Annotated in this window: 23 protein-coding genes; 14 read left to right on the forward strand and 9 right to left on the reverse strand. The window is 43.6% G+C overall.

Features of this window, described 5'->3' with window-relative positions; genetic code table 11:
* Window positions 1–41 precede the first annotated feature (41 nt).
* Window positions 42–476 carry a DUF1810 domain-containing protein gene (locus QEP06_RS02255; RefSeq protein ID WP_285268893.1) on the reverse strand — a complete coding sequence of 145 codons (435 nt, stop codon included), beginning with the start codon at window positions 474–476 and terminating at the stop codon, window positions 42–44.
* Between the two features lie 64 nt (window positions 477–540).
* Window positions 541–1923, reverse strand: coding sequence for a tRNA uridine-5-carboxymethylaminomethyl(34) synthesis GTPase MnmE (gene mnmE, locus QEP06_RS02260; protein ID WP_285268894.1), 1383 nt, complete (start codon window positions 1921–1923; stop codon window positions 541–543).
* Between the two features lie 243 nt (window positions 1924–2166).
* Between mnmE and QEP06_RS02265 the strand changes: the two genes are divergently transcribed.
* The 4 genes from QEP06_RS02265 to QEP06_RS02280 are packed head-to-tail and all read left to right on the forward strand — an operon-like array spanning window position 2167 to window position 5628.
* On the forward strand, window positions 2167–2499 hold the full coding sequence (locus QEP06_RS02265) for a hypothetical protein (RefSeq protein ID WP_285268895.1): 333 nt from the start codon (window positions 2167–2169) through the stop codon (window positions 2497–2499).
* A gap of 19 nt (window positions 2500–2518) precedes the next feature.
* Window positions 2519–3985: an MFS transporter gene (locus QEP06_RS02270; RefSeq protein WP_285268896.1), complete on the forward strand. Its 1467-nt coding sequence runs from the start codon at window positions 2519–2521 to the stop codon at window positions 3983–3985.
* 23 nt (window positions 3986–4008) lie between these two features.
* Window positions 4009–5172, forward strand: a complete 1164-nt coding sequence (locus QEP06_RS02275) for a M20 aminoacylase family protein (RefSeq protein WP_285268897.1) — start codon at window positions 4009–4011, stop codon at window positions 5170–5172.
* Window positions 5173–5196: 24 nt separating this feature from the next.
* Window positions 5197–5628, forward strand: a complete 432-nt coding sequence (locus QEP06_RS02280; RefSeq protein WP_251833258.1) for a phage tail protein — start codon at window positions 5197–5199, stop codon at window positions 5626–5628.
* A 49-nt stretch (window positions 5629–5677) separates the two neighbouring features.
* Here QEP06_RS02280 and QEP06_RS02285 read toward each other — a convergent pair whose 3' ends face one another.
* From QEP06_RS02285 to gyrA, 3 genes are all read right to left on the reverse strand, one after another.
* Window positions 5678–7450, reverse strand: coding sequence for an aminopeptidase P family protein (locus QEP06_RS02285; RefSeq protein ID WP_285268898.1), 1773 nt, complete (start codon window positions 7448–7450; stop codon window positions 5678–5680).
* A gap of 144 nt (window positions 7451–7594) precedes the next feature.
* The gene (locus tag QEP06_RS02290; protein WP_285268899.1) at window positions 7595–8983 is read right to left on the reverse strand and encodes a tetratricopeptide repeat protein; all 1389 of its coding nucleotides are present in this window, start codon (window positions 8981–8983) and stop codon (window positions 7595–7597) included.
* A 53-nt stretch (window positions 8984–9036) separates the two neighbouring features.
* Complete coding sequence (gene gyrA, locus QEP06_RS02295) at window positions 9037–11661, reverse strand: DNA gyrase subunit A (RefSeq protein WP_285268900.1); 2625 nt, start codon at window positions 11659–11661, stop codon at window positions 9037–9039.
* A 147-nt stretch (window positions 11662–11808) separates the two neighbouring features.
* Here gyrA and QEP06_RS02300 point away from each other — a divergent pair, with 147 nt between their 5' ends.
* Window positions 11809–12123, forward strand: a complete 315-nt coding sequence (locus QEP06_RS02300) for a DUF4286 family protein (protein ID WP_285268901.1) — start codon at window positions 11809–11811, stop codon at window positions 12121–12123.
* An 11-nt stretch (window positions 12124–12134) separates the two neighbouring features.
* On the opposite strand, the gene QEP06_RS02305 is transcribed toward QEP06_RS02300, so the two are convergent.
* Together QEP06_RS02305 and QEP06_RS02310 are read right to left on the reverse strand one after the other, a co-directional pair.
* A complete protein-coding gene (locus QEP06_RS02305; protein WP_285269365.1) occupies window positions 12135–13169 on the reverse strand; it encodes an aldehyde dehydrogenase family protein in 1035 nt (344 codons plus the stop codon).
* Between the two features lie 51 nt (window positions 13170–13220).
* Window positions 13221–13712 carry a CinA family protein gene (locus QEP06_RS02310; protein WP_251833252.1) on the reverse strand — a complete coding sequence of 164 codons (492 nt, stop codon included), beginning with the start codon at window positions 13710–13712 and terminating at the stop codon, window positions 13221–13223.
* Window positions 13713–13804: 92 nt separating this feature from the next.
* Here QEP06_RS02310 and QEP06_RS02315 point away from each other — a divergent pair, with 92 nt between their 5' ends.
* The 9 genes from QEP06_RS02315 (at window position 13805) to QEP06_RS02355 (ending at window position 21561) form a co-directional block, all read left to right on the forward strand.
* On the forward strand, window positions 13805–15322 hold the full coding sequence (locus QEP06_RS02315; protein WP_285268902.1) for an FAD-dependent oxidoreductase: 1518 nt from the start codon (window positions 13805–13807) through the stop codon (window positions 15320–15322).
* Window positions 15323–15344: 22 nt separating this feature from the next.
* Window positions 15345–15542: a hypothetical protein gene (locus QEP06_RS02320; protein WP_285268903.1), complete on the forward strand. Its 198-nt coding sequence runs from the start codon at window positions 15345–15347 to the stop codon at window positions 15540–15542.
* Between the two features lie 125 nt (window positions 15543–15667).
* Entirely contained in the window at window positions 15668–17071 is a 1404-nt protein-coding gene (gene xseA, locus QEP06_RS02325; protein WP_285268904.1) for an exodeoxyribonuclease VII large subunit, read from the forward strand.
* Window positions 17055–17249 (forward strand): exodeoxyribonuclease VII small subunit, encoded by a 195-nt coding sequence (gene xseB, locus QEP06_RS02330; RefSeq protein WP_251833248.1) that lies wholly within the window; start codon window positions 17055–17057, stop codon window positions 17247–17249. The genes xseA and xseB overlap by 17 nt, the downstream gene beginning before the upstream one ends.
* A gap of 126 nt (window positions 17250–17375) precedes the next feature.
* Window positions 17376–17726 carry a 4Fe-4S binding protein gene (locus tag QEP06_RS02335; RefSeq protein WP_251833247.1) on the forward strand — a complete coding sequence of 117 codons (351 nt, stop codon included), beginning with the start codon at window positions 17376–17378 and terminating at the stop codon, window positions 17724–17726.
* 74 nt (window positions 17727–17800) lie between these two features.
* Complete coding sequence (gene serC, locus QEP06_RS02340; protein WP_285268905.1) at window positions 17801–18856, forward strand: 3-phosphoserine/phosphohydroxythreonine transaminase; 1056 nt, start codon at window positions 17801–17803, stop codon at window positions 18854–18856.
* Between the two features lie 24 nt (window positions 18857–18880).
* Window positions 18881–19840: a D-2-hydroxyacid dehydrogenase gene (locus QEP06_RS02345; RefSeq protein WP_285269366.1), complete on the forward strand. Its 960-nt coding sequence runs from the start codon at window positions 18881–18883 to the stop codon at window positions 19838–19840.
* 7 nt (window positions 19841–19847) lie between these two features.
* A complete protein-coding gene (locus tag QEP06_RS02350) occupies window positions 19848–21092 on the forward strand; it encodes a DUF1015 domain-containing protein (protein WP_285268906.1) in 1245 nt (414 codons plus the stop codon).
* Window positions 21093–21207: 115 nt separating this feature from the next.
* The gene (locus QEP06_RS02355; RefSeq protein WP_251833244.1) at window positions 21208–21561 is read left to right on the forward strand and encodes a diacylglycerol kinase family protein; all 354 of its coding nucleotides are present in this window, start codon (window positions 21208–21210) and stop codon (window positions 21559–21561) included.
* Window positions 21562–21626: 65 nt separating this feature from the next.
* Here QEP06_RS02355 and QEP06_RS02360 read toward each other — a convergent pair whose 3' ends face one another.
* Both QEP06_RS02360 and QEP06_RS02365 read right to left on the reverse strand, forming a co-directional pair.
* Window positions 21627–23570, reverse strand: a complete 1944-nt coding sequence (locus QEP06_RS02360) for a S9 family peptidase (RefSeq protein ID WP_285268907.1) — start codon at window positions 23568–23570, stop codon at window positions 21627–21629.
* 90 nt (window positions 23571–23660) lie between these two features.
* A complete protein-coding gene (locus QEP06_RS02365) occupies window positions 23661–24239 on the reverse strand; it encodes a hypothetical protein (RefSeq protein WP_285268908.1) in 579 nt (192 codons plus the stop codon).
* Window position 24240: the final 1 nt, after the last annotated feature.

Raw genomic sequence — 24240 nt, forward strand, 5'->3', positions numbered from 1 at the left:
CACTCATGTTTTTGCCTGGACTTGATACTTTATTTAAACAATTAACTCCGATCCGACTGATTATAATTTAAAATTTCAAGGGTGCGCTGGTCTTGTTCAGAGTTAAAAAATTTTGCAAGTGCATCTGTGAAAACCGACTCAACACTTCCATCTGCAAGAGCAAAAAGCGTAAGACTCGATTGCAGTTTGAGGTCATCCGGACTACCGAAAACAGAATGAGGATCACTATCGGACTGGCCGTTCAGAGCAGAAGTTATCTCTTTAAGCCGCTGGCCTAAGATGGGATGTTGTAAGAAATCACGTGCTTCCTTGAAATCCTTTATACCATAATAATTTGCGGTTTCACTGCGGCCCAGACCTTTCAGTTGCGGAAATATAAACCACATCCAGTGCGATTGTTTCTTTCCGTTGCTGATTTCGTTAAGTGCATCAGCGTAGGTATTGTTTTGGGCATCGATAAATCTTTGGAGTGACATCTTAATTTTTTCGGATGCGCAGCAAAAGCCGTTCCCGAAGATTCTGAACAGGATGAACGGTGATTTACTTTCCGATACAGAACTTCGAAAAAATATTTCCAAGCACTTCATCATTGGTGAATTCACCGGAGATTTCGCCGAGGTATTCCAGTGCGTTGCGCAATTCGTAAGCAAGAAGTTCAGTTGTAATTTTTTCTGTAACCGCATCCTCCACTGCCTTTACTGCCTGAAGCGACTTCTGCAAAGCTTCGAAATGGCGCTGGTTCGTGATGACCACATTTTCGTCAGTTTTTAAGCTTTCGACAAAGTGAGTAAGTGAATTTTTAAGCTCGTCCAGATTAACATTTTCCTTAGCCGAAATTTCAAGGAATTTTAAGCTCTGCTGGCCGGTTTCCGCTTTAATTTTCTCTTCAAATGAATGTGTGGCTGCCGAGTTTTTGTCCATTTTTGTAAAGCAGATGACGGTCTCCAAATCATCACGCAACAGGCTTTTCAGCATCGCGATATCTTCAGAAATGTCGGTTGAAGCTGCATCCATTAAGTAAATAAGGATATCAGCTTTGTCAGATTTCTCTTTGGCCTTTTCTACCCCAATTTTCTCGATTTCATCTGTAGTTTCACGCAAACCCGCCGTGTCAATAAGTCTGAACGCATTTCCTTTTATATGAATCACTTCCTCGATCGTGTCCCGCGTCGTTCCGGCAATGTCGCTTACAATCGCGCGTTCTTCATTTAAAAGTGCGTTCAGCAGCGTAGATTTTCCCGCATTCGGTTTCCCGAGAATGGCGACCGCTACCCCATTTTTGAGCGCATTTCCGTACGTGAAACTTTCAATCAGGGATTTTAGTTTTAATTCGATTTTATTCAGCAGCGCCGTCAGCGCCGTGCGGTCTGCAAATTCTACGTCTTCTTCGGCAAAATCCAGTTCAAGTTCTACCAACGACACAAAATTCAGCAAATCAGTTCTCAAAATGGAAATTTCATCCGTGATGCCGCCCTTAAGCTGTTTGAGAGCGACTTTTCGCGAAGCTTCGTTTTCAGACGCAATAAGGTCTGCAATAGATTCGGCTTGGCTTAGGTCAATCCGTCCGTTCATGAATGCGCGCATGGTGAATTCGCCTGCTTTGGCCATGCGTGCGCCGTTTTTCAGCAAAACTTCGAGGATCTTTTTACCGATAAAAGGAGAGCCGTGGTAGGAAATCTCAACGGAATTTTCGGTGGTAAACGTTTTCGGCGCCAAAAAGACCGTAACCATTACTTCATCAATGCTTTCATTGCCGTCTTTTATAAATCCGTAGTGAACGGTGTGCGACTTCACTTTCGCGAGATTTTTACCTTCGAAAACCCTGTTAGTTATTTCCACCGCGTCATCGCCCGAAAGCCTGATGATGCCGAGTGCGCCCATACCGTTCGCTGTCGCGATCGCACAAATCGTGTCTTGCTTCATACCGCAAATTTACGGATTTGGTTTGAGTAGTTTAAAGTTTTAAGGAAAAGAGACTACGAACCGCCGAAACCCAACGGTAGGTTTTCGTGAGACCGTTCAGGAATCAACTTATATCATTCTTAGCTTAAGATATTGTTAATTTTTATATAAATAATTAAATCCACCACTTCCGATTTACACTAAAAGACGTAATTTCATATTGGCATTGAGCAGTTTACAGCCTCTCATCAAAATCTGAATTTTATGGAAAATCCAATACAGGGCACCGACCGGATACTTACCGGTTTCATTCAGGCAGTGCTAACGTTCTACCTTTTCGTCAATTCGATTCTCAATATTGCGCCGCTCGTGAACCGAGATCTCGGTATCGGTGCCAGCTCAATAAATATTGCGGTGTCCCCAGTTGCACTTTTTCAGAAATTCTCGTTGTGGTTTTCGGCGGAATGGCGATCAGACGAGCCGCGCAAAAATTCTCAGAACAAATCTCTGTCTCAATACAATCGGCTGAGCTTTCAGGTGCTGTCAGCGCTCACGGCCCGCAATAAAACACCTGAGAACGGTGGTAAATTTAAATAAGACTTTAAACTAAACTAGCATGGAAAATTCAAGTCAAGTTCACACCTTCCGCGGTAATGACCGCCTGCTGTACGGCATTATACTCGGCGTCCTGGCATTCTGGCTTTTTGCGCAAACAACGCTCAACATTAACGTCGGGATGGCAAAAGACCTCGGAATGGAACAAAACGCAATGAACATCGCGGTCTCCATCACTTCATTATTTTCCGGGATCTTTATCGTTGTATTCGGCGGTTTGGCAGACCGCGTCGGACGCGTCAAGATGATCCAGATCGGTTTTATTTTCAGTATTATCGGTTCAGCACTGGTGGCACTCACGCCTGCAGGTTCTTTGGCAACTCCGGTTCTGATGACCGGAAGGATCTTCCAGGGTCTTTCGGGCGCAGCGATTATGCCGGCGAGTTTAGCCCTCGTGAAAGCGTACTGGGACGGCGCGGCAAGACAACGGGCAGTGAGCTTATGGTCAATTGGTTCGTGGGGAGGTTCAGGCTTCTGTGCATTATTTGGCGGATTGGTTGCCTCTAACCTTGGCTGGCGCTATATTTTCTGGGCCACAGTAGTGATTTCTATAATTGGATTTTTAATGGTAAAAGGTACGCCCGAAAGTAAAGGCGAACCCAAACCCGGCTATAAATTTGATCTTGCAGGCATCATTACATTTATGATTTCCATCATCGCGCTGCAGATTTTGCTTAGCAAGGGAAGTGATTTTGGCTGGACAAGCCTGTTATCGCTAGGTCTTCTATCTGGTTTCGTGATTTTTGGTTTGATTTTCTACAAAATTGAAAGCGGTAACGGTAATGCATTTGTAGATTTTAAATTATTTAAGAATTCAATTTACACCGGCGCCACCAAATCAAATTTCCTGCTTAACGCCACAGCCGGCATCCTGATTGTTTCGCTTTCGCTTGTACAGCTCGGCGCGGGATTAAGCTCCCAGGAATCTGGCTTGCTGACATTGGGATACGCGATCGCAATAGTAGCGTTCATACGTGTTGGCGAAAAGCTTCTGCAGAAATTTGGGGCACGCAAACCTATGATTTGGGGTTCCTTGATTGTCGGATTATCAATCATTTTGCTGATGCAGACACAGGTTATGACGGAGACCTATAAGATTCTGGCGATCATCGCCTACACCCTTTTTGGCCTTGGTCTGGCCTTCTACGCAACACCCTCGACAGATGCTGCTCTTTCTAACCTTCCTGATGACCAGGCAGGTGCAGGTTCCGGGATTTATAAAATGGCTTCCTCACTTGGCGTGGCCTTAGGCGTGGCTGTCTCTGCCGCCGTATTTACGGCTTTAAGTGGCCAAACCGGCCCTATCGAATGGATGGACGGATTGATTAACTTCGCTGGACGCCAGCATAATCTGGCACTTCGGCAGGGCGCATTGGTTGCTTTGGGACTTAATTTATTGATGGTAATTCTGGCCATTATATCAATCCTGATGACCGTTCCAAAACATGTGAAAACCAATAACAATTAATTAAAATATTTAAAATCAATAAAATGGAAACAGCTGTTTTAGACAGAATAAAAGAGGGAAAAGAAATGCTTACCTCATGGATGAACCACATGCACCAGACACCTGAACTGGCGATGACTGAAACCAATACATCAAAATTTATTGTCGAAAGACTTCGCGAAATCGGTGGTTGGGAGATTGCTGAAGGCATCGGGAAAACCGGGATCGTAGCTTCAATGACAGTGGGTAATGGATCAAAATCAATTGGATTACGGGCAGATTTTGACGCGCTCCCAATCGAGGAAACCAATGAATTGCCTTATAAAAGCACCATCCCGGGTAAAGCGCATCTTTGCGGACACGACGGGCACACGACCATGCTTTTAGGAGCAGCCAAATATTTAGCCGAAACTAAAAATTTCAGCGGTACCGTACGCCTTATCTTTCAGCCCGGTGAAGAAACAATGGAGGGTGCGCCCGCCATGATTGCGGACGGGCTTTTCGAAAGCTTTCCCGTGGACGCGGTATTCGGGATGCACAACATGCCCGGATTGGAGCTGGGTAAATTCTATTTCAACACAGGAAAATTCATGGCTGCGGTAGACAACTGGGAAATCGAGATTACGGGGAAAGGCAGCCACGGCTCGATGCCTGAACTCGGTATTGACCCGATCGTGTGTGGTTCATCGCTCGTGTTGGCGCTTCAAACCATCGTTTCCAGAAATCTTTCGCCCTGGCATAATTCCGTAGTGAATGTCGGCTCCTTTCAAGCGGGAATTGCCGGTAATGCCGTTCCGCAGAAGGCTGTGCTTCGGCTAAGTATACGAAATATGGATCCACAAGACCGTAAAATGGTGCTTGATAAGGTGAGGAAGATCACAAAAGCCCAGGCCGAATCTTTTAACTGTGAAGTGGAAATCCGCGAAGGTATTCCCGGAACTGTGCTGGTAAATGCTGAGGAAGAAACGCATTGGGCTGCCGAAGTGGCGAAAAAGACTTTTGGCGCAGAAAATGTGATTACAGATGCGCATCCGTACATGGGAAGTGAAGATTTCGCCTTTATGCTTGAAAAGAAAAAAGGAAACTACTGCATGGTCGGGAACGGTGACACCTATATGGTACATCATCCACAGTATGTTTTTGACCAGCAATTGCTGCCACTGGGCGCGCGCTACTGGGTGGCGCTGGTGGAGAATTATCTTCAGTAAAAAAATTCAACCAAAACTAATACCATGGCTCCTCTAAAAACAATCAACCGCTATCACTTCCTTGCTGAATGGGGTGGCAACCGCGTCGAATTCACTGAAATCAGCGGCCTCGAAATTTACATTGATGTCGTAAATATGCGAAATGGAAGTTCGCCGGAAAATTCAGAATTAAAGATTCCAGGCCTCACAAAGTTCGCCGATGTAGTACTCAAACGGAATATCGTGCAGGGTGACCAGCAGTTCTACGACTGGATCAGGACAAACAGCTTCGGTAATGTGGAACGGCGCGACGTCACCATCCGATTGCTCGATTACCAACATCAGCCCGTGATGACGTGGCGCCTGCGAAATGCTTTTCCCTCACGCTATATCGGGCCAGTGCTGATGTCCGGCGACAGCCATTTGGCTACGGAAAGTCTGGTACTTTCACACGACGGACTAGACCTGATGAAATAAAGAAGCGGCTGCAAATCAATATGCAGCCGCTCCTGTTTAATCAAAATATTTACAGTGGTTTCACCTGTTCAAGGAACCAGGTTTTCACTTCTCCTTCCAAATCTTTTTCAAGTTTCTCACGGCACCAATCGTGGTATTCGTTCAACCACATTTTTTCAGGTTTCGTAAGCAAATCTACTTCGATTACGTTGCGGTCAAACGGACAAACCGTCAGAGTTTCGAACGCATAGAAAGTTCCGAAATCGGTTTTTTCAACTTCCTGGACTGCGATCAAATTTTCATGACGTATGCCGTAATGATTTTCGAGGTAAAATCCGGGTTCATTAGACAGCACCATTCCAGGGATTAAATCCTGAAAATTCATGTCTTTTCGGATGTTTTGCGGGCCTTCATGTACATTCATAAAACTGCCCACGCCGTGTCCGGTACCGTGATTATAGTCTTTCCCCTCCATCCACAGCGCGAGACGCGCAAAAGCATCAAGTTGAACGCCGCGCGTACCTTTCGGGAATTTAACCATGGACAACTGGATCAAACCTTTTAAAGCTAATGTTGAATTTCGCTTAAATTCGTCAGAAGCAGTTCCGAGTGCAAATGTTCGCGTGATATCGGTGGTTCCCTCAAGGTACTGTCCGCCAGAATCAACCAGAATCGTGTCTTCATTAGTAACCTCTTTGCTGCCCTCTTTCGGTGCCGAATAGTGCATGATGGCGCCGTTTTCTTTAAAGCCGACAATACTGCCGAAACTTTCGCCGACGAAATTTTGACCTTCAGCACGGAAACCGCGGAGTTTTTCACCGATGGAATACTCATTCATGGCTTCTTTTCCGGCTGTGTGGGTAAGCCAATACAGGAATTTCACCATAGCCACGCCGTCACGCTGCATCACCGTGCGGAAACCTTCGAGTTCGGTCTCATTTTTAATGGCTTTCATCAGATTGCCCGGAACCGGAGCTTTAATGAAAGTATTGTTGTTTTTCAACGCTTCGAAAATCGACTGGTTGCTGTTAGGTGAAATAAGAATCTTTTGCTCTTTTATTTCATTCAAATAACCGAAAAATGCATCATAATCCATCACTTTTACCGATGATTCCTGCATTTGCTGAATTGCGTCATCATCAAGTTTTTCCTGATCAATGAATAAGACAGCATCATCCATCGAAAGAACGATATAGCCTAAAAAAACCGGATTCGACTGTACATCGCTGCCGCGCAGATTCAGTGTCCACGCCACATCATCAAGACTTGAAATGATATGAAGCGAAGCGTTCTTTTCTTTCATTTTCGAACGTATGTCACTGAGTTTTTCCTTCACAGATTTGCCCGCTCGCTCAACAGGATGTACGAATACAGGGTTTTTCTTCTTATTTTGGGATCTTTCGAGCCATACTTCTTTAAGCAAAGGCAGATCTACCAGCGTAATATTTTTTGCAGCCAGTTTTTGCTCCAAAGTTTCCCAGTTGGTGTTGGATGTGGCGAGTGCGTTTACGGCGACTTTACCATTTTCGGGCGTTTGCGAAATGATCCAATCAATATAATTCGGTGTAGACTCCTCACCTTCTTTCATCAGCACGATCCCTGAACCTTCAAGTTCTTTCGGCGCCTGTACAAAATAGCGCCCATCTGTCCAGAGACCTGCTTTTTCCCGCGTAACAACCACGAAACCTGCCGAACCCGTAAAACCCGAAAGCCACGAACGCTCCTGCCACTCATCAGGTAAATATTCGCTCATGTGCGGATCCGCAGAATAGACAATGAAAGCATCAACATTATTTTCAAGCATTTTCTGGCGCAGCGCCGCTATTTTTTCAGATGAAGTCATATTTAAAATATTTTAATGTGAATGTACGAAGAAATGGGATTTTAGAAAACCTAAAAGACCTAAAAATCGCTTCTCAGTAGTTTTAGAATAAAAAAAGCACCGGATATTTCCGATGCTTCTGTATTGGTCAAATATGAATTCCAATTATTTTCCGGCAGCCTGCATTGCGGCTTCTTTTGCTTTGAATTCCTGGAATTTCGCTTCTTTTTTGTTTGACATGTACAAACCTTTAAGCAAGCTTACAGCATCAAGGCTTTGCTGGTCGTTCTCGTACCATTTTTCAGCATAAGGCAGCGCGGCAGCAAGGCGTGCACGTCTGGCTTCGATAATTTTGTTTGCCTGCTCGGTTTTACCGGCTTTGCGGGCAGCATTGTAATCATCGATAGCTTTCGCATCATCACCCATCGTAAGGTATGTAAGGTTTTGCCAAGCCTGCGCAAAATCTGGTTTTAACTCAACAGCTCTCTTGTAAGATGCTTCCGCATCAGCTGTTGTAGCAGGGTCTTTACTTTGAAGGACACCGAGGTTATACCAGTTGTTTGCATCGTTCGGACTTTTTTGAGTCAGGACTTTCAAGTTGGCTACAAACTCATCCATCTTACCGGATTTGTAATAAGCCGTTCCCTGAAGTTCTGTGAGTTTTGCGCTAGACGGGAACTTTTTAATCCCTGCTTCGATCAGTTTCAAAGCCTCGTCGGTTCTGCCAGCCTCCACTAGAAGTGCAGCATTGGTCTCATACAGCTCCAGTTCGATACTTGGCGATGTTTGGGTTTTAAAATCAGAATATTCTGACGTCGCACCCAGTTTTTTGTTGAGATCCCAGGTTACTTTATCCATTGGTTCCAACTCACCTGTTTTCTTATTTGTCGCAGAGTAAGTTGTCTGAACACCTGTAAAGCCAGATTGGATAAGATCGCTGTAAATATCGATCGCTTCCGTTTTCTTGTCAGCTAATGCATAATTAAGCGCTGAATAATACAGATATTGCTTGTTATCCTGTCCACCTGCTTTGAGTAAATCGTATACTTCTTTGAACTTCGGAGCGGCAGTAGCATAATTCTTTGCCGAATATGCATCCATCGCTGTTTTATTGGCTTTCTCGATCATCGGATTGATTGTATTTCCGATTTTCGAACTTAATGTAGGGGTGTAAGTTTCTTCTTTCAAACCCTGGATACCGGATTTATCAGCTTCAGCTTTACCAACAAAATAGACGCGGTTTTTCGAACTGTCACGACCTGTGTAAATCTTATTTTTACCCAAATCGCTCATTTTAGCTAAATAAGCTGCGCCTTCAGAATTTTTTCCGGCTTTGAGCAAAGACAAACCTTTAGCATAATAGTACTGTTCTAAAAGTGCAGGCTCCAGCAAATAAGTTTTGTCGCCTATCACAGATTCTGCAGCAGAAATCTGCGACTGCGCCGCTGCCAGGTCACCGGCATCTACAGCCTTCACAGCTGCAGCAACTTCTTTTTTCTGTGCGAATGCAAAGGCTGTAGAAACCAATGCAATGCTTAAAAATATTTTTCTCATTAAAGTAAAATTAAAAATTAGTATTCTTAATCCGCGCTGTCTACATCATCCTTTTATTCGCGGTTTTCTTTTTCTTCATCTTCCTCGATTTTTTTCAGCGTTTTTTCATCACCTAAATTGGTGAATGCATTATCTCCGGTTTTTGGAGTCTCGCTGAATTCGGGAAGGTCACTGTTTACGGAAGCAGGAAGTTCATCGGTAGTTTCTTCCGTTTCATCCTCTACATCGTCATCTTTTTCCACTTTTGCGATGGCTGCAATAGAATCATTCCCTTTCAGGTTGATCACTTTTACACCCTGCGTATTTCTACCCATAACGCGAAGTTCGGTCATGCTCATACGAATGGCTACACCAGATTTATTGATGATCATCAGGTCATCTTCATCAGTCACATTCTGAATCGCGATCAGTTCACCGGTTTTTTCGGTGATGTTCAGCGTAATCACACCTTTCCCACCGCGATTGGTGATCCGGTAATCTTCAACGGCTGTACGCTTGCCATAACCTTTCTCGGAAACTACCAGAACGGTCTCATTTTCAACGTCATTGACAACTATCATACCAATAACTTCGTCATTATCTTCAAGTGAGATACCCCGAACACCGATGGAACCACGGCCGACGGCACGAGCCTTCTCTTCAGGGAATCTGATACATTTACCATTTTTCGTAGCAATCATGATTTCAGAATCACCTTCCGTAAGTCTTGCCCCTAACAGTTGGTCATCTTCACGGATCTCGATCGCATTTACACCATTAGTTCTTGGGCGGGAATAGGCTTCAAGCGACGTTTTCTTTATGGTACCGTTCTTCGTAATCATCACCACATTCATGCGGTTTACATACTCGGTATTTTTCAAATCATCTGTTCTGATGTATGCTTTGATCTTGTCATCAGGCTCGATATTGATGAGATTCTGTACGGCGCGTCCTTTTGAAGTTTTAGATCCTTCCGGAATTTCAAATACACGCAGCCAGTAACATTTTCCTTTTTCAGTAAAGAAAAGCATGTACTGGTGATTCGTAGCAGCTACGATATACTCGAGGAAATCTTCGTCACGTGTTGTCGCGGCGCGGTTTCCTACTCCCCCACGGCTCTGAACCTTATATTCTGAAAGTGACGTACGTTTGATATAACCTGCATGCGAAATGGTAAGAACTACCTTTTCATCCGGAATAAGGTCCTCAATTGACATCTCACCACCGGAATAATCGATTTCAGAACGGCGGTCGTCACCGTACTTATCTTTCATCTCCAGCATTTCATTTTTAATGATTTCAAAGCGACGCTCTACTTTTGCGAGGATGTCTTCCAAATCATTAATATAATTCATGATCTCTTCATACTCAGCGCGGATCTTATCGAGTTCCATACCCGTAAGACGCGCAAGTCTTAGATCAAGGATTGCCTGTGCCTGAACTTCTGACAGTTCGAATTCCTTCATCAAGCCCTCTTTCGCCTCTGCGGGATTCGTACTGTGACGGATGATGTGGATCGCCTTATCAAGGTCATCCTGCGTTCCGATCACTTTCATGAAACCTTCAAGGATATGGGCGCGTTCTCTGGCTTTCTTCAGCTCATATTCCGTTCTGCGGATCACTACTTCATGTCGGTGATCTACAAAATGATGGATGATATCTTTAAGGTTAAGCTGTTCCGGACGGCCTTTTACCAGTGCGATATTGTTTACACTGAAAGACGTCTGAAGCGAAGTGTACTTATAAAGCATATTAAGCACCACATTCGGAATCGCATCGTTTTTAAGTTCGTAGACAATTCTAAGACCCTGACGGTCAGATTCGTCACGAATTTCGTAGATGCCCGGAATTTTTTCCTCTTTTACGAGTTCAGCGGTGCGCGCGATCATCTCGGCTTTGTTGACCTGATATGGAATCTCAGTCACGATGATTGCATTTCGGTTGCCAACCTCTTCAAAGTTTATTTTCGCGCGAAGCACGATTCTGCCTCGGCCTGTATGGAAAGCGTCACGTACCCCATCATACCCATAAATGATCCCCCCAGTAGGGAAATCGGGCGCGATGATGTGCTTCATCAGCTCATCTATCGTGATCTCATTATTATCGATATATGCGACGATGGCATCTATACTTTCCGAAAGGTTGTGCGGCGCCATATTGGTCGCCATCCCCACTGCAATACCCGAGGTTCCGTTTACCAAAAGATTTGGGATCTTCGTCGGCATTACGGTAGGTTCCGTGAGTGAATCATCAAAGTTATTCTGGAAATCAACGGTATCCTTATCCAAATCTGCGAGGATCTCATCCGAAATCTTTTTAAGCTTGGCTTCAGTATATCGCATCGCTGCAGGCGGATCACCGTCCATTGAACCGAAGTTACCCTGCCCGTCAACTTGCGGATAACGCAAGCTCCACGGCTGGGCCATACGTACCATGGCATCATAAACCGAGGAATCGCCGTGCGGGTGATATTTACCCAAAACGTCTCCTACGATTCTGGCAGACTTAAGATGTTTTCGGTTGGAAAAAACGCCGAGCCCGTACATACCGTACAAAACCCTTCTGTGAACCGGTTTCAGACCGTCTCTTACATCGGGCAACGCTCTGGATACAATTACCGACATCGAATAATCGATGTAAGAGGACTTCATTTCATCAACAATATTGATGGGAATTAACCTTTCTCCTTCTTTTTGCATAATTTTTATTAATATAATGACAGCCAGACCTTTATGGTGGCCATCTGCCGCTCTATTTACTTTAAAATTTAGAACGTGCTAATTTACGAAAAAATTACCGATTTTTGCGCCTATAATTAAGTACAAAACTTACAAAAAAGCATAGCGATGAGCATTCTAAGTGTGACCTTTCATTCCCCTCTGGACCAGCTGGAAGCCTGGCAGGAGTATTCGAAAAACGTACTGCCCGAAATGATTGCAAATCTGATGGACGTGGAAAGATATATGCTGTCTGATGTGGAAAGCGAAATGATCAACGAAGGTCACAATACGAACCTCCTGCTGATATTCGACAGTGCAGAAAAGCGCAAAGACTTCGTCGAAATCGAACTGCTGAATATTTCAGAACTGATAGAACAAAAGTTTGGTGACAGCATCATGATTTTCACCACCTATTTGAATCCGCAGATTAATAAACTTTAAAATTCCGGAAACTAAATCACCTCGAGGAAGCGCATCGTGTCCACGTGATCTGCATACGTAGAGAGCGACGGATGCTGGGTTTCACCAAAATTGATCGATGCAAGACCAAGTTTGGGTTTTGCAACAACGGTTTGGATGTTTTCTGAATTTTCTGCCAGGAATTTTTCGACTTCCGCAATGTCGTAATAACGTGAAACATTAATTACAGAAAGCGGTGAGAACAGATTTTCGTCCTCTTTCAGCATTACAAAATTGTTGTCCCAGAATTTTTCCTGATTAAGCAGGTAAATAGCGCGGTTATACTCATAGTTGTTCGCGTATTTGTTGTGATTAATGACATCTTTAAAGCTGATAAAACTCTCAAATAGCCGGTCAATCAGGAAATCTGCGGGCAAAAAGAGGCGCGTCACGTTTCTGCAGCCCAACCCGAAATAGCGGAAAATATCTTCAGCAAGTAGTTCCAGTTCGGCCTCGCTCTCATCGCCGCGCAATACGGCGACGGAAGTCCTGTTTTTGCGGATAATGCTCAACTGATCCTTAAAGTAATATTCCAGATAGCGTGCGGTATTATTGCTTCCGGTGGCAATTACGGCATCAAAACCCGCAAGACGTTCAGCAACTTCAAATATGATATTCCCGCCCGAAAATTCATCCCATTTATTTAGTAAAAACGGGAGCAGGCGAATGTCTTTGGATGAAAATTTAATCATTGGGATGTGACCGCTCAGGATAACCGAAACCACATCATGAAAGCCAACCATCGGAATGTTTCCGGCTAAAATCAGCCCTACTTTCTTCGGATTATTGGTAACTCGGTATTGATTGAGCCAGTTTTCAAGATTCTCAGTCGTGAGCTGTTCTGCCCATTCTTGCAGTGCATATCTTTGGTTTTCGATCGTAAACCAGGGATTTTCGATTTCTGAACGCTTCAGCGTCGCGTAGAAAAGCCCGTCGTCGTCAGAATATTCGTGTTCTTCTTTCGTCAGGAAAGCTTTAATATAATCACTTAGTTTAGAAAGTCCCTCGACCTGCGCCTTTTGGTTCATTGCGTAATTTTGCATCGGTGCAAAAATACAAAATCCTTTCTGCTTCTATTGTTATTTGCCGAGCAAGTTGATGAGTTCGAGCAGGATCTTGTCTGCATAGATCTGTTGGTTCGCGGCGAGCCCTAAGTTTTCCTTGCCATAGATTTTTTTTGAAAGAACGGTTTTCCCATGCAGGGTTACCGCGATGTACGCAAATGACCGTTCTATCCCATCCTCGGGAACCGGCTGCGCATATCCCGTAATAGCTACGCCCATTTCAGCGTTGAATTTTTTAGCGATTTCAAACGCCATCTTTTCGGCAATTTCATTAGAAACCGAATTGCACTGCTCTGCAAATACCGGATTTATGTATAAATGCTTTGCTTTCTGCCCCGAATTATAGACGGTCATCCCGCCCTGGAAGATGGTCATGGCATCTTCGGCAAGGGAGAAAATATTCTGCAAAAGTCCGGCGGTACAGCTTTCCGCAAATGCAATGGTCAGTTTATTTTTAATAAGTAATTCAGCTACTTGGGCAAGGTTTTTGTTAGTTTCAGTTTTCATAAGTGATAGTCTGTAGATGCGCTGTAGAAACGCCATTGACGGTACTTCGTCACTATTTTTAATAAAAAATAAACTAACAAAAATAATTCCAAATGAACAGGGACGGCAACAACCAAAGTATTTGGGAAAATGAGATTTTTCCACATGAAACATTTAAAGCTATCACAGACAAATTTGATACAGTAATTGTAGGTGCAGGAATCACAGGCATTTCGTTGGGCCTCGAACTTCAAAACCGCGGCCACCGATGTCTGATTCTGGAACAGGGCAATATCGGTTTCGGCACTACAGGCGGCACCACAGCTCATATCAACAATTTTTTTGATGAATCATATGACCGTTTAATCAGCAAATTTGGCGAAGACAAAGCCCAGACAATTGCTGATAACGCGATGAAAGTTTCGACGATGGTTCGCAACAATGTTCAGGATTACAATATAGACTGCGATTTCGCCGAATGCAAATTTTACCTGTTCAGTGCCGAAAAGAAACAGGATAAGCAGCTTGAAAAAATTCTTGATGCGCATCAGCAACTCGATGTTCCTACACGCGAGGTAGATAAAATTCCTTTTGACATCAGTTTCAGGAAAGCTATTGAAATAGACGGCCAGGCACAGTTTCACCCGCTCAAATATATCAACGCATTAGCAAAAGTCTTTGAGGAAAAAGGTGGCGTTATCTTGACCGGAACTCAAGTTACAGAAGACGACCACAGCGGTGAAAACATTACGCTGAAGACCCAGAATGGCGAAACTTTCACGTGCAAAAATCTGGTTTGGGCCACACACATTCCGCCCGGGATCAACAGATTCAGCATGCTGAATGCACCTTACCGAAGTTATGCTTTAGCAGCCCGTTTAAACTACACACCTGAAAAGATGGCGCAGTCGGCGGATCTTTACGATCCTTATCATTATTTCCGGTATCATCAGTCGGGAAATGAAAACTACCTGATAATCGGTGGTTTTGATCATAAAACCGGGCATGAAGATGACACCCATCAGCCATTTGAAGATCTCATACAGTATGCAAAGGAGAATTTCAGATTCGAGGAAATTGTTTCCAAATGGTCCGCGCAGTTTTATGTACCTTCCGACGGTTTACCGTACATAGGTAAGATGCCGGGCGAACAAAACGTGTACATCGCTACCGGGTACAACGGAAACGGAATGACCTGGAGTACTTTGGCAGCAGAAATTCTGGCTGATACAATTGATGGAATCGAAAGTGAGCTTGGAGAAATAGTAGCGCCGTCGCGAATTGAGATCATGGCCAGCGCGCAGGAATTCGTGAAAGAAAACACGGACGCAGTTTTTCATCTGATTGCAGATCAGTTTACCGCAGATAAAAAAACCGAACTCGAGGAACTGAAAGCCGGTGACGCGAAAGTGATAGAACATGAATCGCAAAAAGTGGCGGCCTACAGAAATAAATCCGGAGATCTCGAACTTGTATCCGCTATTTGTCCGCACATGGGTTGCGTGGTGAATTTCAACACTGCAGAAACCACTTGGGACTGCCCTTGCCACGGTTCACGTTTTGACACGCAGGGAAACCTGCTTACCGGACCTTCATTAACAGGATTAAAACGACTTGACAATGCAAAATAATGACCAACAAACCCCACGCGGCATGTCCACAGTCATCCCGGGGAAAACCACAACCGTGACGCACAATCTTGGCAGTATAGATGTAATTGTTGCACTTTACAATGTCGCCACCGGTAACGAACTGAACGCTGGTGTTACCATTCTGGACGAAAACTCATTAATGATTACAACCGCCAGTGGTACGCCGGAACAGATTCGAGTGGTGATCATGGCGCTATAAGTATTTAAAAATAACAACACCTTTTAGGCCGCGGAAATTTCCGTGGCTTTTTTAGGATGATTAGATTCAAAACCACTATCAGCACTCAAAATAACGTACATTTATTACTTGAAAAACCGTTTTTAATGGCTCCCGACAAGACCGTCAAAATATTTCGACTCTCGCAGGTAACTGCGAGCATCCAGGCTACGATACAGAAAAGGTACAGCAGCCATTTTTGGGTGACGGCGGAGATCAACAGGCTTAATCATTACAGCCATTCGGGACATTGCTACCCTGAGCTTGTGGAAAAAGAAAACGGAAAGATTCGGGCTGAGATCCGTTCTGTGCTTTGGAAAGATGATTTTGCCAGGATCAACCAGCAGTTTATTACGCAACTTCAAACTCCGCTGAAGGATGGAATCAAAGTCTTGATGCTGGTAAAGGTTGCTTTCAATCCCATCTCCGGAATTCAACTTCAGATAAAGGATATCGATCCTGTTTTCACTCTCGGTGATCTGGAACGCGAGAAAAATGAGTCGGTTGCGAAGCTTAAATCTGAAAAAATTTTTGATTTAAATAAATCAAGACCGCTGCCTTTACTTCCGAAGCGGATCGCCATCATTTCGGCTCAAACAAGCAAAGGTTACAGTGACTTCATTAAAATCCTTGATACCAATCCACACCGTTTTACTTTTTTCCACATGCTCTTTCCGGCGTATCTGCAGGGCGACAGATCTGTTGATTCGATTGTTTCAGTGCTGCAAAAGCTGGAGAAGGTAAAAGACCATTTTGATGTGGTGGCCATCATTCGCGGGGGCGGCGGCGATGTGGGATTGTCTACATTTAATAATTTTGAACTCGCAAAAGCAATTGCCACATTCCCTTTACCTGTCATCACTGGCATCGGACATGCGACAAACGATACGGTTTCCGAGATGGTTTCCTATTATAATGCCATTACGCCAACCCAATCTGCAGGATTTTTAATAAAAAGATTTGAAGAATTCTCCGTTCCGGTTGAAGAAGCCGTCAAAAAAATCCAGCGCGAGGCAGAACTGAAGCTGTCCCGGAATAAGGAATTGATTCGCCAGTCTGTGGGATCACTACAATCTAAAACCAGAACGGCTGTGCGACGCAATAGTGAGTCGCTGATGTCTGAGCAGAAACAGATCGCGCAGGCTACACGCTTTCACATTAGATCCGCTTATGAACGCCTCCAAAGCTTTCAAGAGAGAACTTCAGCAGCGTTCAGTCAGAGAATTTCAGCTACGGCGGGTAATCTTACGAAAATTTCCGAAGTTTTAAAGTCAAAATCATTAGTTACCCTAAATGAGCAAATTATCAAACTAAACACGACTGAAAACCAGCTGCGCGCCCTTGATCCCGAAAACGTCCTGCAGCGCGGTTACAGTATCACCAAACACAATGGCTCGGCTGTTTCATCATTAAGAAATGTGAGGAGCGGCGATACCATCGAGAGCATTTTACTTGATGGAACCATAAAAAGTAAAGTAACAGAGAAAATTACAGATGGAAGAAAACATTAATTATACAGAGGCGTTCCGCCAACTCCAGGAGATTGTAGCGGAAATCGAATCCGGTGAAATTTCTGTGGACGAATTAGCCATAAAAGTGAAAAAAGCCACAGAACTGATTAAAATTTGCCGAAAAAAATTATATAGTACTGAAGAAGATGTAAATAAAATTCTGGAAGACCTCGAATGATTGTGGATACCACAATCCACAAAACTTCCTGAAAGCGCCGATAATATTGCATACATGGCAGCGCAACGCTTTAAGGTGCACGGAATTATTTGTAACTTTGCGCAAATTTAAAATAACGACATAGCAATGGCTATCAAAATAACAGACGAATGTATTAACTGTGGAGCTTGCGAACCGGAGTGCCCCAATAATGCAATATATGAAGGAGCCGTAGACTGGAAGGCTTCAGAAGGAACCGCGCTGAAAGGCCGCGTGGTGATGAAATCTGGTCTTACGGTAGATGCTGACGAGCCACAGGAACCTGTGAGTGATGATATCTACTTCATCGTAACAGATAAGTGTACCGAGTGTATCGGCTTTCACGAAGAGCCGCAATGCGCGGCGGTCTGCCCGGTAGACTGTTGTGTTCCGGATGAAGACCATGTAGAATCTGAGGAGAGCCTGCTGATGAAAAAAGCTTTTTTACATGGCGAATAAATAAGACGCTCACATTATTGTGGGCGCTTTTTTTTCACAATTAAGTTAGTCAATTTAACATTAAGAATAATCTCATGAGTAAAGTTCACAATTTTAGCGCCGGTCCGTGTATCCTGCCGCAGGAAGTTTTCGAAAAATCTGCCCAAGCCATCCTGAATTTTAATGATATCGGTCTTTCGATACTTGAAATTTCGCACCGCAGCAAAGATTTTGTCGCAGTGATGGATGAAGCGCGTGCCATCGTGAAAAGACTCATGAAACTTGGTGATGATTATGAAGTGCTGTACCTCGGCGGAGGCGCGAGTTTACAGTTCTTAATGGTTCCTTTTAATCTTTTAAAGACCAAAGCTGCCTATCTGGATACCGGAACCTGGGCTGCAGGCGCTATAAAAGAAGCGAAAATGGTCGGTGAAGTAGATGTCATCGCTTCTTCAAAGGCTGATAATTACGCTTACATTCCGAAAGATTATGTGGTGGGAAGTGAATATGATTATTTCCACTGTACATCAAACAACACGATCTACGGAACCCAGATGAAATCTTTCCCGAAAGTGGATACGCTGATGGTTTGTGACATGAGTTCTGATATCTTCTCGCGGGATATTGATTTTTCGCAATTTGATCTGATCTACGCTGGCGCTCAAAAAAACATGGGTCCTGCAGGCGTTACACTGGTCGTGGTGAAGAAAAGCATTTTGGGCAAGACCGACCGCGTGATTCCGTCTTATCTGAACTATCAGCAACATATCGATAAAGAATCAATGCTGAACACGCCGCCGGTATTTCCGGTTTACGCGTCACTACTCACTTTGCAGCATCTCGAGAAAAACGGCGGAATAGCCGCTGTCGAACAGCGGAATATCTCTAAGGCCCATTTGCTTTATGACGAGATTGACCGCAACCCAAATTTCGAAACCTTTTGCCGCGCTGAAGACCGCTCGCTGATGAATATTTCATTCAAACTTACCGATCAATCTAAAAAAGATGCTTTCGATGCAGCCTGGAAAGCGGCTGGAATCAGTGGATTGAACGGTCACCGCAGTCTTGGCGGCTACCGCGCGAGTATGTATAACGCGATGCCGATCGAAAGTGTGCAGGTGCTTGTGGACGTGATGAGCAGTTTAAAATAAATCCAAAAGCAAATAGACAGTATGATGAAAGTTTTAGCCAACGACGGAATTTCAAAATCCGGTGCTGATGCCCTTGCAAAAGCGGGCATAGTATTGCTGGACGCAAAAGTTTCACAGGAACATCTAACGGCTTATATCAACGAAAACAATATCAACGTACTGCTTGTGCGCAGTGCCACAAAGGTCAGCCGCGAACTTATTGATGGCTGCCCGGGTCTGCAGATCATCGGCCGTGGCGGCGTCGGGATGGATAATATTGATGTAGAATACGCGATTGATAAAGGAATTTACATCATCAATACGCCAAAAGCTTCTTCGCGGTCTGTGGCCGAAATGGTTTTTGCTCACTTTTTCTCACTTGCCCGATTCCTGCATGAATCGAACCGCCTGATGCCGCTTGAGGGTGAAACGCACTTCAGTGCGATGAAAAAATCTTTTTCGAAAGCAATAGAACTCGAGGGTAAAACCTTGGGCGTGATCGGATTCGGCGGTATCGGACAGGAAGTCGTGAAAATGGGCATTTCACTAGGAATGAAGATCAAGGTCTTCACACGAAATATTAAAACTGAAACTTTATCCCTGAATTTCTATGACGGTCAGAGCGTCCGCTTCCAGATTACCACAGGCAATGACTGGGATGAATTCTTAACCGATACCGATTTCATCAGCATCAACACGCCTAAATCTGACGGTTACATCCTCGATACACCACAGTTTATGAAGATGAAAGATGGTGTATTCATCGTAAATACAGCGCGTGGAGGCGTTTTAAATGAAGTGGCACTTATCGATTTTATCGACAACGGCAAAATCGCCGGCGCCGCATTAGATGTTTTCGAAAGTGAACCCACACCTGAACTTCCGTTGTTGATGAACCCTAACCTTTCGCTTTCACCGCACCTTGGCGGCAACACAGTAGACGCACAGGAAAAAATAGGTGCCGAACTTGCCGCGCAAATCATAGAATTAAAACACAAACTTTAAATAATTTATGCCAACTTTTAAGCCTTTCCGGGGAGTTCGTCCCAGCGAAGATTATGTAGACGTATTCCCAACTCACCCACTCGATAACTTTTCACAGGACGAAATCAACAAAAAAGCACAACTCGAGAGTTCTTATATACAGATGATCAAGCCTTACGTGGTGAGCAAATCTAAAGATCTCGACAGGAATCTGCGAAAAATCCGAACCAATTTTGAAGAACTTTTAGACGATAAAACCCTTGTTCAGGACCCTTCAGCCTACTATTTGTACGAACAGGTTCTGCCAAATAAAATGGTGCACCGCGGTCTGCTTGGCCTGGTGAGTGTGGATGATTTCCGAAGCGGAAAGATTAAAAAACACGAGTCCACGATCACACATAAAAAGGAAAAACTGGCTTATTATCTCGAGAAAGTGAACATACAGGCCGAACCGGTTCTGCTCACTTATATGGCGAATCCTAAGGTGGAAATGCTGCTGAACCATGAGGAAAAAAATGTTCCGATCCTGAATTATCTGGATGACAGCAAGGTTCGACACAAAGTTTGGCGGATTGATAACCGCCTGAAAATGCAGCAGTTTAAGGAGGTTTTAGAGCAAATTGACTCATTCTACATCGCTGATGGCCACCACCGGATTGGTTCAACTGCGCTGAATGCCGAAAACATGCGTGAAAAGAATAAAAAACATACGGGCGCGGAGCATTATAACTATGTCTTCAGCTTTCTGGTTTCAAACCAAAGCATTAAAATTCACGATTACAACCGGATTCTTCAGGATCTGAACGGGCTTTCAGAAGAAGAGTTCCTGAACAGGATCAGCGAGAACTTTTTGATTCACGAGAAAGGCGAAACGCCATATTATCCGTCTCAGAAATTCCATATCTCAATGTATCTGGGTGGAAAATTCTATTCGCTGCATGTAAAGCATGACCTGAGAAAAAAGCAAAGCGAGCTGAATGACCTTGATCACTTTTTGCTTGAAGAATTTATCTTAAAGGATATTTTAGGGATTGAAGATGCCAAAACCACCGATAAAATCACCTATGTGAAAGGTAATTCATCGGTTGACGGCATTCATCTGCTTAAAGAAAAAGTAGATTCCGGCGATTTCAAGGTCGGTTTCGGGATTTATCCGGTAAGTTTCAATGACCTGCGTAAAGTCTCGGACAAAAATATCAAGATGCCGCCAAAATGCACGTATATAGAGCCAAAACTCGTAACGGCACTGGTAATGTATGACATGAAGCAATAAATTTTTATTTAAAAACGGTACTTTTGAATTGAAATCTATATTTTTTTTTAAATGACTCTTAATTTCATAAAAATACCATGGCGCAACTGATCTATATGATCGACAAAAACCGGTAATGAGAAAACCGCCATTTTACAAAAGTGTGCTGAATTCCCTGCGGGGATTGGTTTGGATGCTGAAAAATGAACGCAATTTTCAGCTGGAACTTTTAGCTTTAATAATCAATATCATTTTAATATTAATTTTACAAGTTACCGCTGCAGAAGCAGCACTCATTATAATGCTGTGTGCCACCGTGTTATGCGCAGAGATTTTAAATACAGCCATTGAAAAAATCTGCGACATCGTTAAACCTGATTACGATGTGCGAATCGGTATTATCAAAGATATTTCAGCCGGCGCAGTTTTGTTGTTGGCCATGGGTGCAGTTGTGGTTGGAATTTTAATCTATCCTAAATATGTTTTGTGAGAAATAAAACATTTACATAAAAACAAAAGCCATTTCAAGTTATGAAATGGTTTTTATAGTTTTTATTATTTCAGAAGATATTCTTCCATAAAGCGGATCACCGCAAGTCGCTGAAAATCTATATTTTCCTTTTTCCGGAAGCCGTGGCCTTCATTTTTCGCTTCGAGATACCAAACGGTATTTCCCTGTGTTTTCAGTTTGTCACGCATTTGTGTAGCCTCTGTCACCGGAACGCGCGGGTCGTTTGTACCCTGAATAATAAACATCGGTTTCCTGATTTTGTCTGTATTGTGAAGCGGTGCAATCTTGGTAAAGAATGCGCTCATTTCCGGGTCGCGCTCGTCGCCATATTCTACACGGCGCAGGTCACGGCGGTATTCCTCCGTGTTTTTCAGGAAAGTATTGAAATCTGAAATCCCCACGATGTCAACCGAGCAACGGATCTTGTCAGCATACTCATAAGCGGTTGCCAACGTCATGAATCCACCATAACTGCCACCCATGATCATGATCCGGTCTTTGTCGAGTTCGGGTTGTTTTGCGATCCAATCCAGCAAAGCTCCAATGTCTTTTACAGAGTTCATCCGGTTAAAACCGTTGTCGCTTGCGATGAAAGTCTTGCCGAAACCTGAGGAACCGCGGACATTCGGATAGATCAGTGCCACGCCCATCTCGTTGGTGTAATAATTTCCCGAATCTAAAGATGACGCCATCGACTGACCTTCAGGACCGCCATGAATATTGATCAGCACAGGACGTTTGCCCGTAAATTTTTTCGAAACCGGATAGTAGAAACCCGTAATTTTCATCTGATCGAAACTTTTCCATTCGATGAGTTTCGGTTCAGACATGTCAGATTTCAGCATTCCGCCCTGCTCGCTGTCTGTCCAGCGTTCGGTTTTCCCGGAGGCCAGATCGAGTTTATAAATATCTGCGGAAGAATCGTAGGTTGACTGCGACATGAACAGCGACTTTCCGTCCTTGGTAAATTCAAAATTATTGATCAGTCCGCTCGGCAACGTTTTTACTTCGTTGTACTTTTTTGAATCCGCATCCATTAAATACAGCTTGTTGAGGCCGCTTTCATTGGTTTCGAAAGCAATTTTCGATTTGTCTTTTGAAAGTTCGTAGTCCGAAACTTCCCACGGAATTGCGGACGTGAAGTAACTGATCTTTCTTGTCTTAAGATTAAGCGTAGCTAAACGGTCAAATTCGTTATCGCGATCAGTAACGTACCAGATTTCGTCTGCATTTTTGCTGAATTTTGCGCTGCCCTGAACCACCTTTTTTTCATTTCGGTCGGTGATGCTTTCAAGCTTGCCTGTCACGGTATCAAACAGATAAAGGTAAGAGTCATTGGCCGAAACGTATTCACCGATCAGCAGTTTTTTACCGTCATCCGAAATATCATTGATTCCCCAGCCGCCGCCTTTCAGTTCGAGAACGAGTTTTGCTTCCGAAGGCTTCAGCGGATTCATGAAATAGATATCGCGGTCACCGCCGTTCCTTTTTGTTGACGAAAAATAAAATCCTGAACCGTCCTTTTTCCACATGACGCCACCGTTCTGCGATCTGCGGCCATCCGTGAGCATCGTAGATTCCATCGTTTTGAGGTCGAGCCGGAAAAGCTGCCCGAATTCATTTCCGCCAATATCTTTGGAATAAATCAGATATTCGCCTTTTGTAGGTTCATAGGTCGCGAAGTTCACAGGTTCATCAAAAAAAGTAAGTTGTTTTCTCGCGCCCATCGGCCGTGAAAGTCTGTGCAGCTGATTGGTGGATGCAAAACGCGTCACCATAATAATTTCACTTCCGTTCGGATGAATCGCACTGAAATTTGCACTGCGGCTTTCGGAATATTTTTTAATCTTTTCGCTCAAACTTTTGGGAATAGGTGCGATATTTTCGGCAATCAGATTCTCATTAGGCAAAATAAGGTCGATTTTTTCCTGGGCAAAAAACAAGGTTCCGGAAAAAATCAGCGCCGGAACGAGAAGGCTGTATTTCATAATTATAATTTTTATGAAGATATGAATTTTTACGAATGAAAAAACCACTGCAGAAACAGTGGTTTAGAATTATCTTTTTCAGAATAATTTTTATTTCTGATCATATAATTTCAGAATATTTACAAGATCTTCACGTGTTTTCATTGTATCAACCAGCGTCAAAAGATCCGGATAATCAGCGAATCTCTCTTTCAGTTTTTTCCCGGAAGCGTTGAAAAGACCGCTCTTTATTAACTCTTTATTATCTTCAACCAAATACTCCGTAGAGCTATAATTACCGTACAAATTGGTAAAATAGTAATCTATAAAGTAGCTCATTCGGCCTTTGTGAAGCGATTTTACAAGACCCAAATCCAAATGGTCAGGCGCTGCCACAAAAACATGTTTTAAATCTTCTGTGTCTGTAAATTCGATATAGGCAACATCGTTTTCTTTTAGATTAAACTTCTTGCCGAAGTCGTCAATCATGTAAAGTTTCTTTATGACTGTAGCCGGTGAATATGTGGAAAGCTTAAACGCACCCATATTCTGAATGTGACTTTGCACGGTATCAGTAGATTTTTTCAAAACATATCTGGCCGGAAACTGATGATCCTTAAACTGATGTGTTTTTTGTGCAAGAAGCATTACTGAGAACACTAAACTTACAAATAGCGCAAACTTTTTCATT

It is taken from the genome of Kaistella rhinocerotis (assembly GCF_030243905.1).
GTDB lineage: Bacteria > Bacteroidota > Bacteroidia > Flavobacteriales > Weeksellaceae > Kaistella > Kaistella rhinocerotis.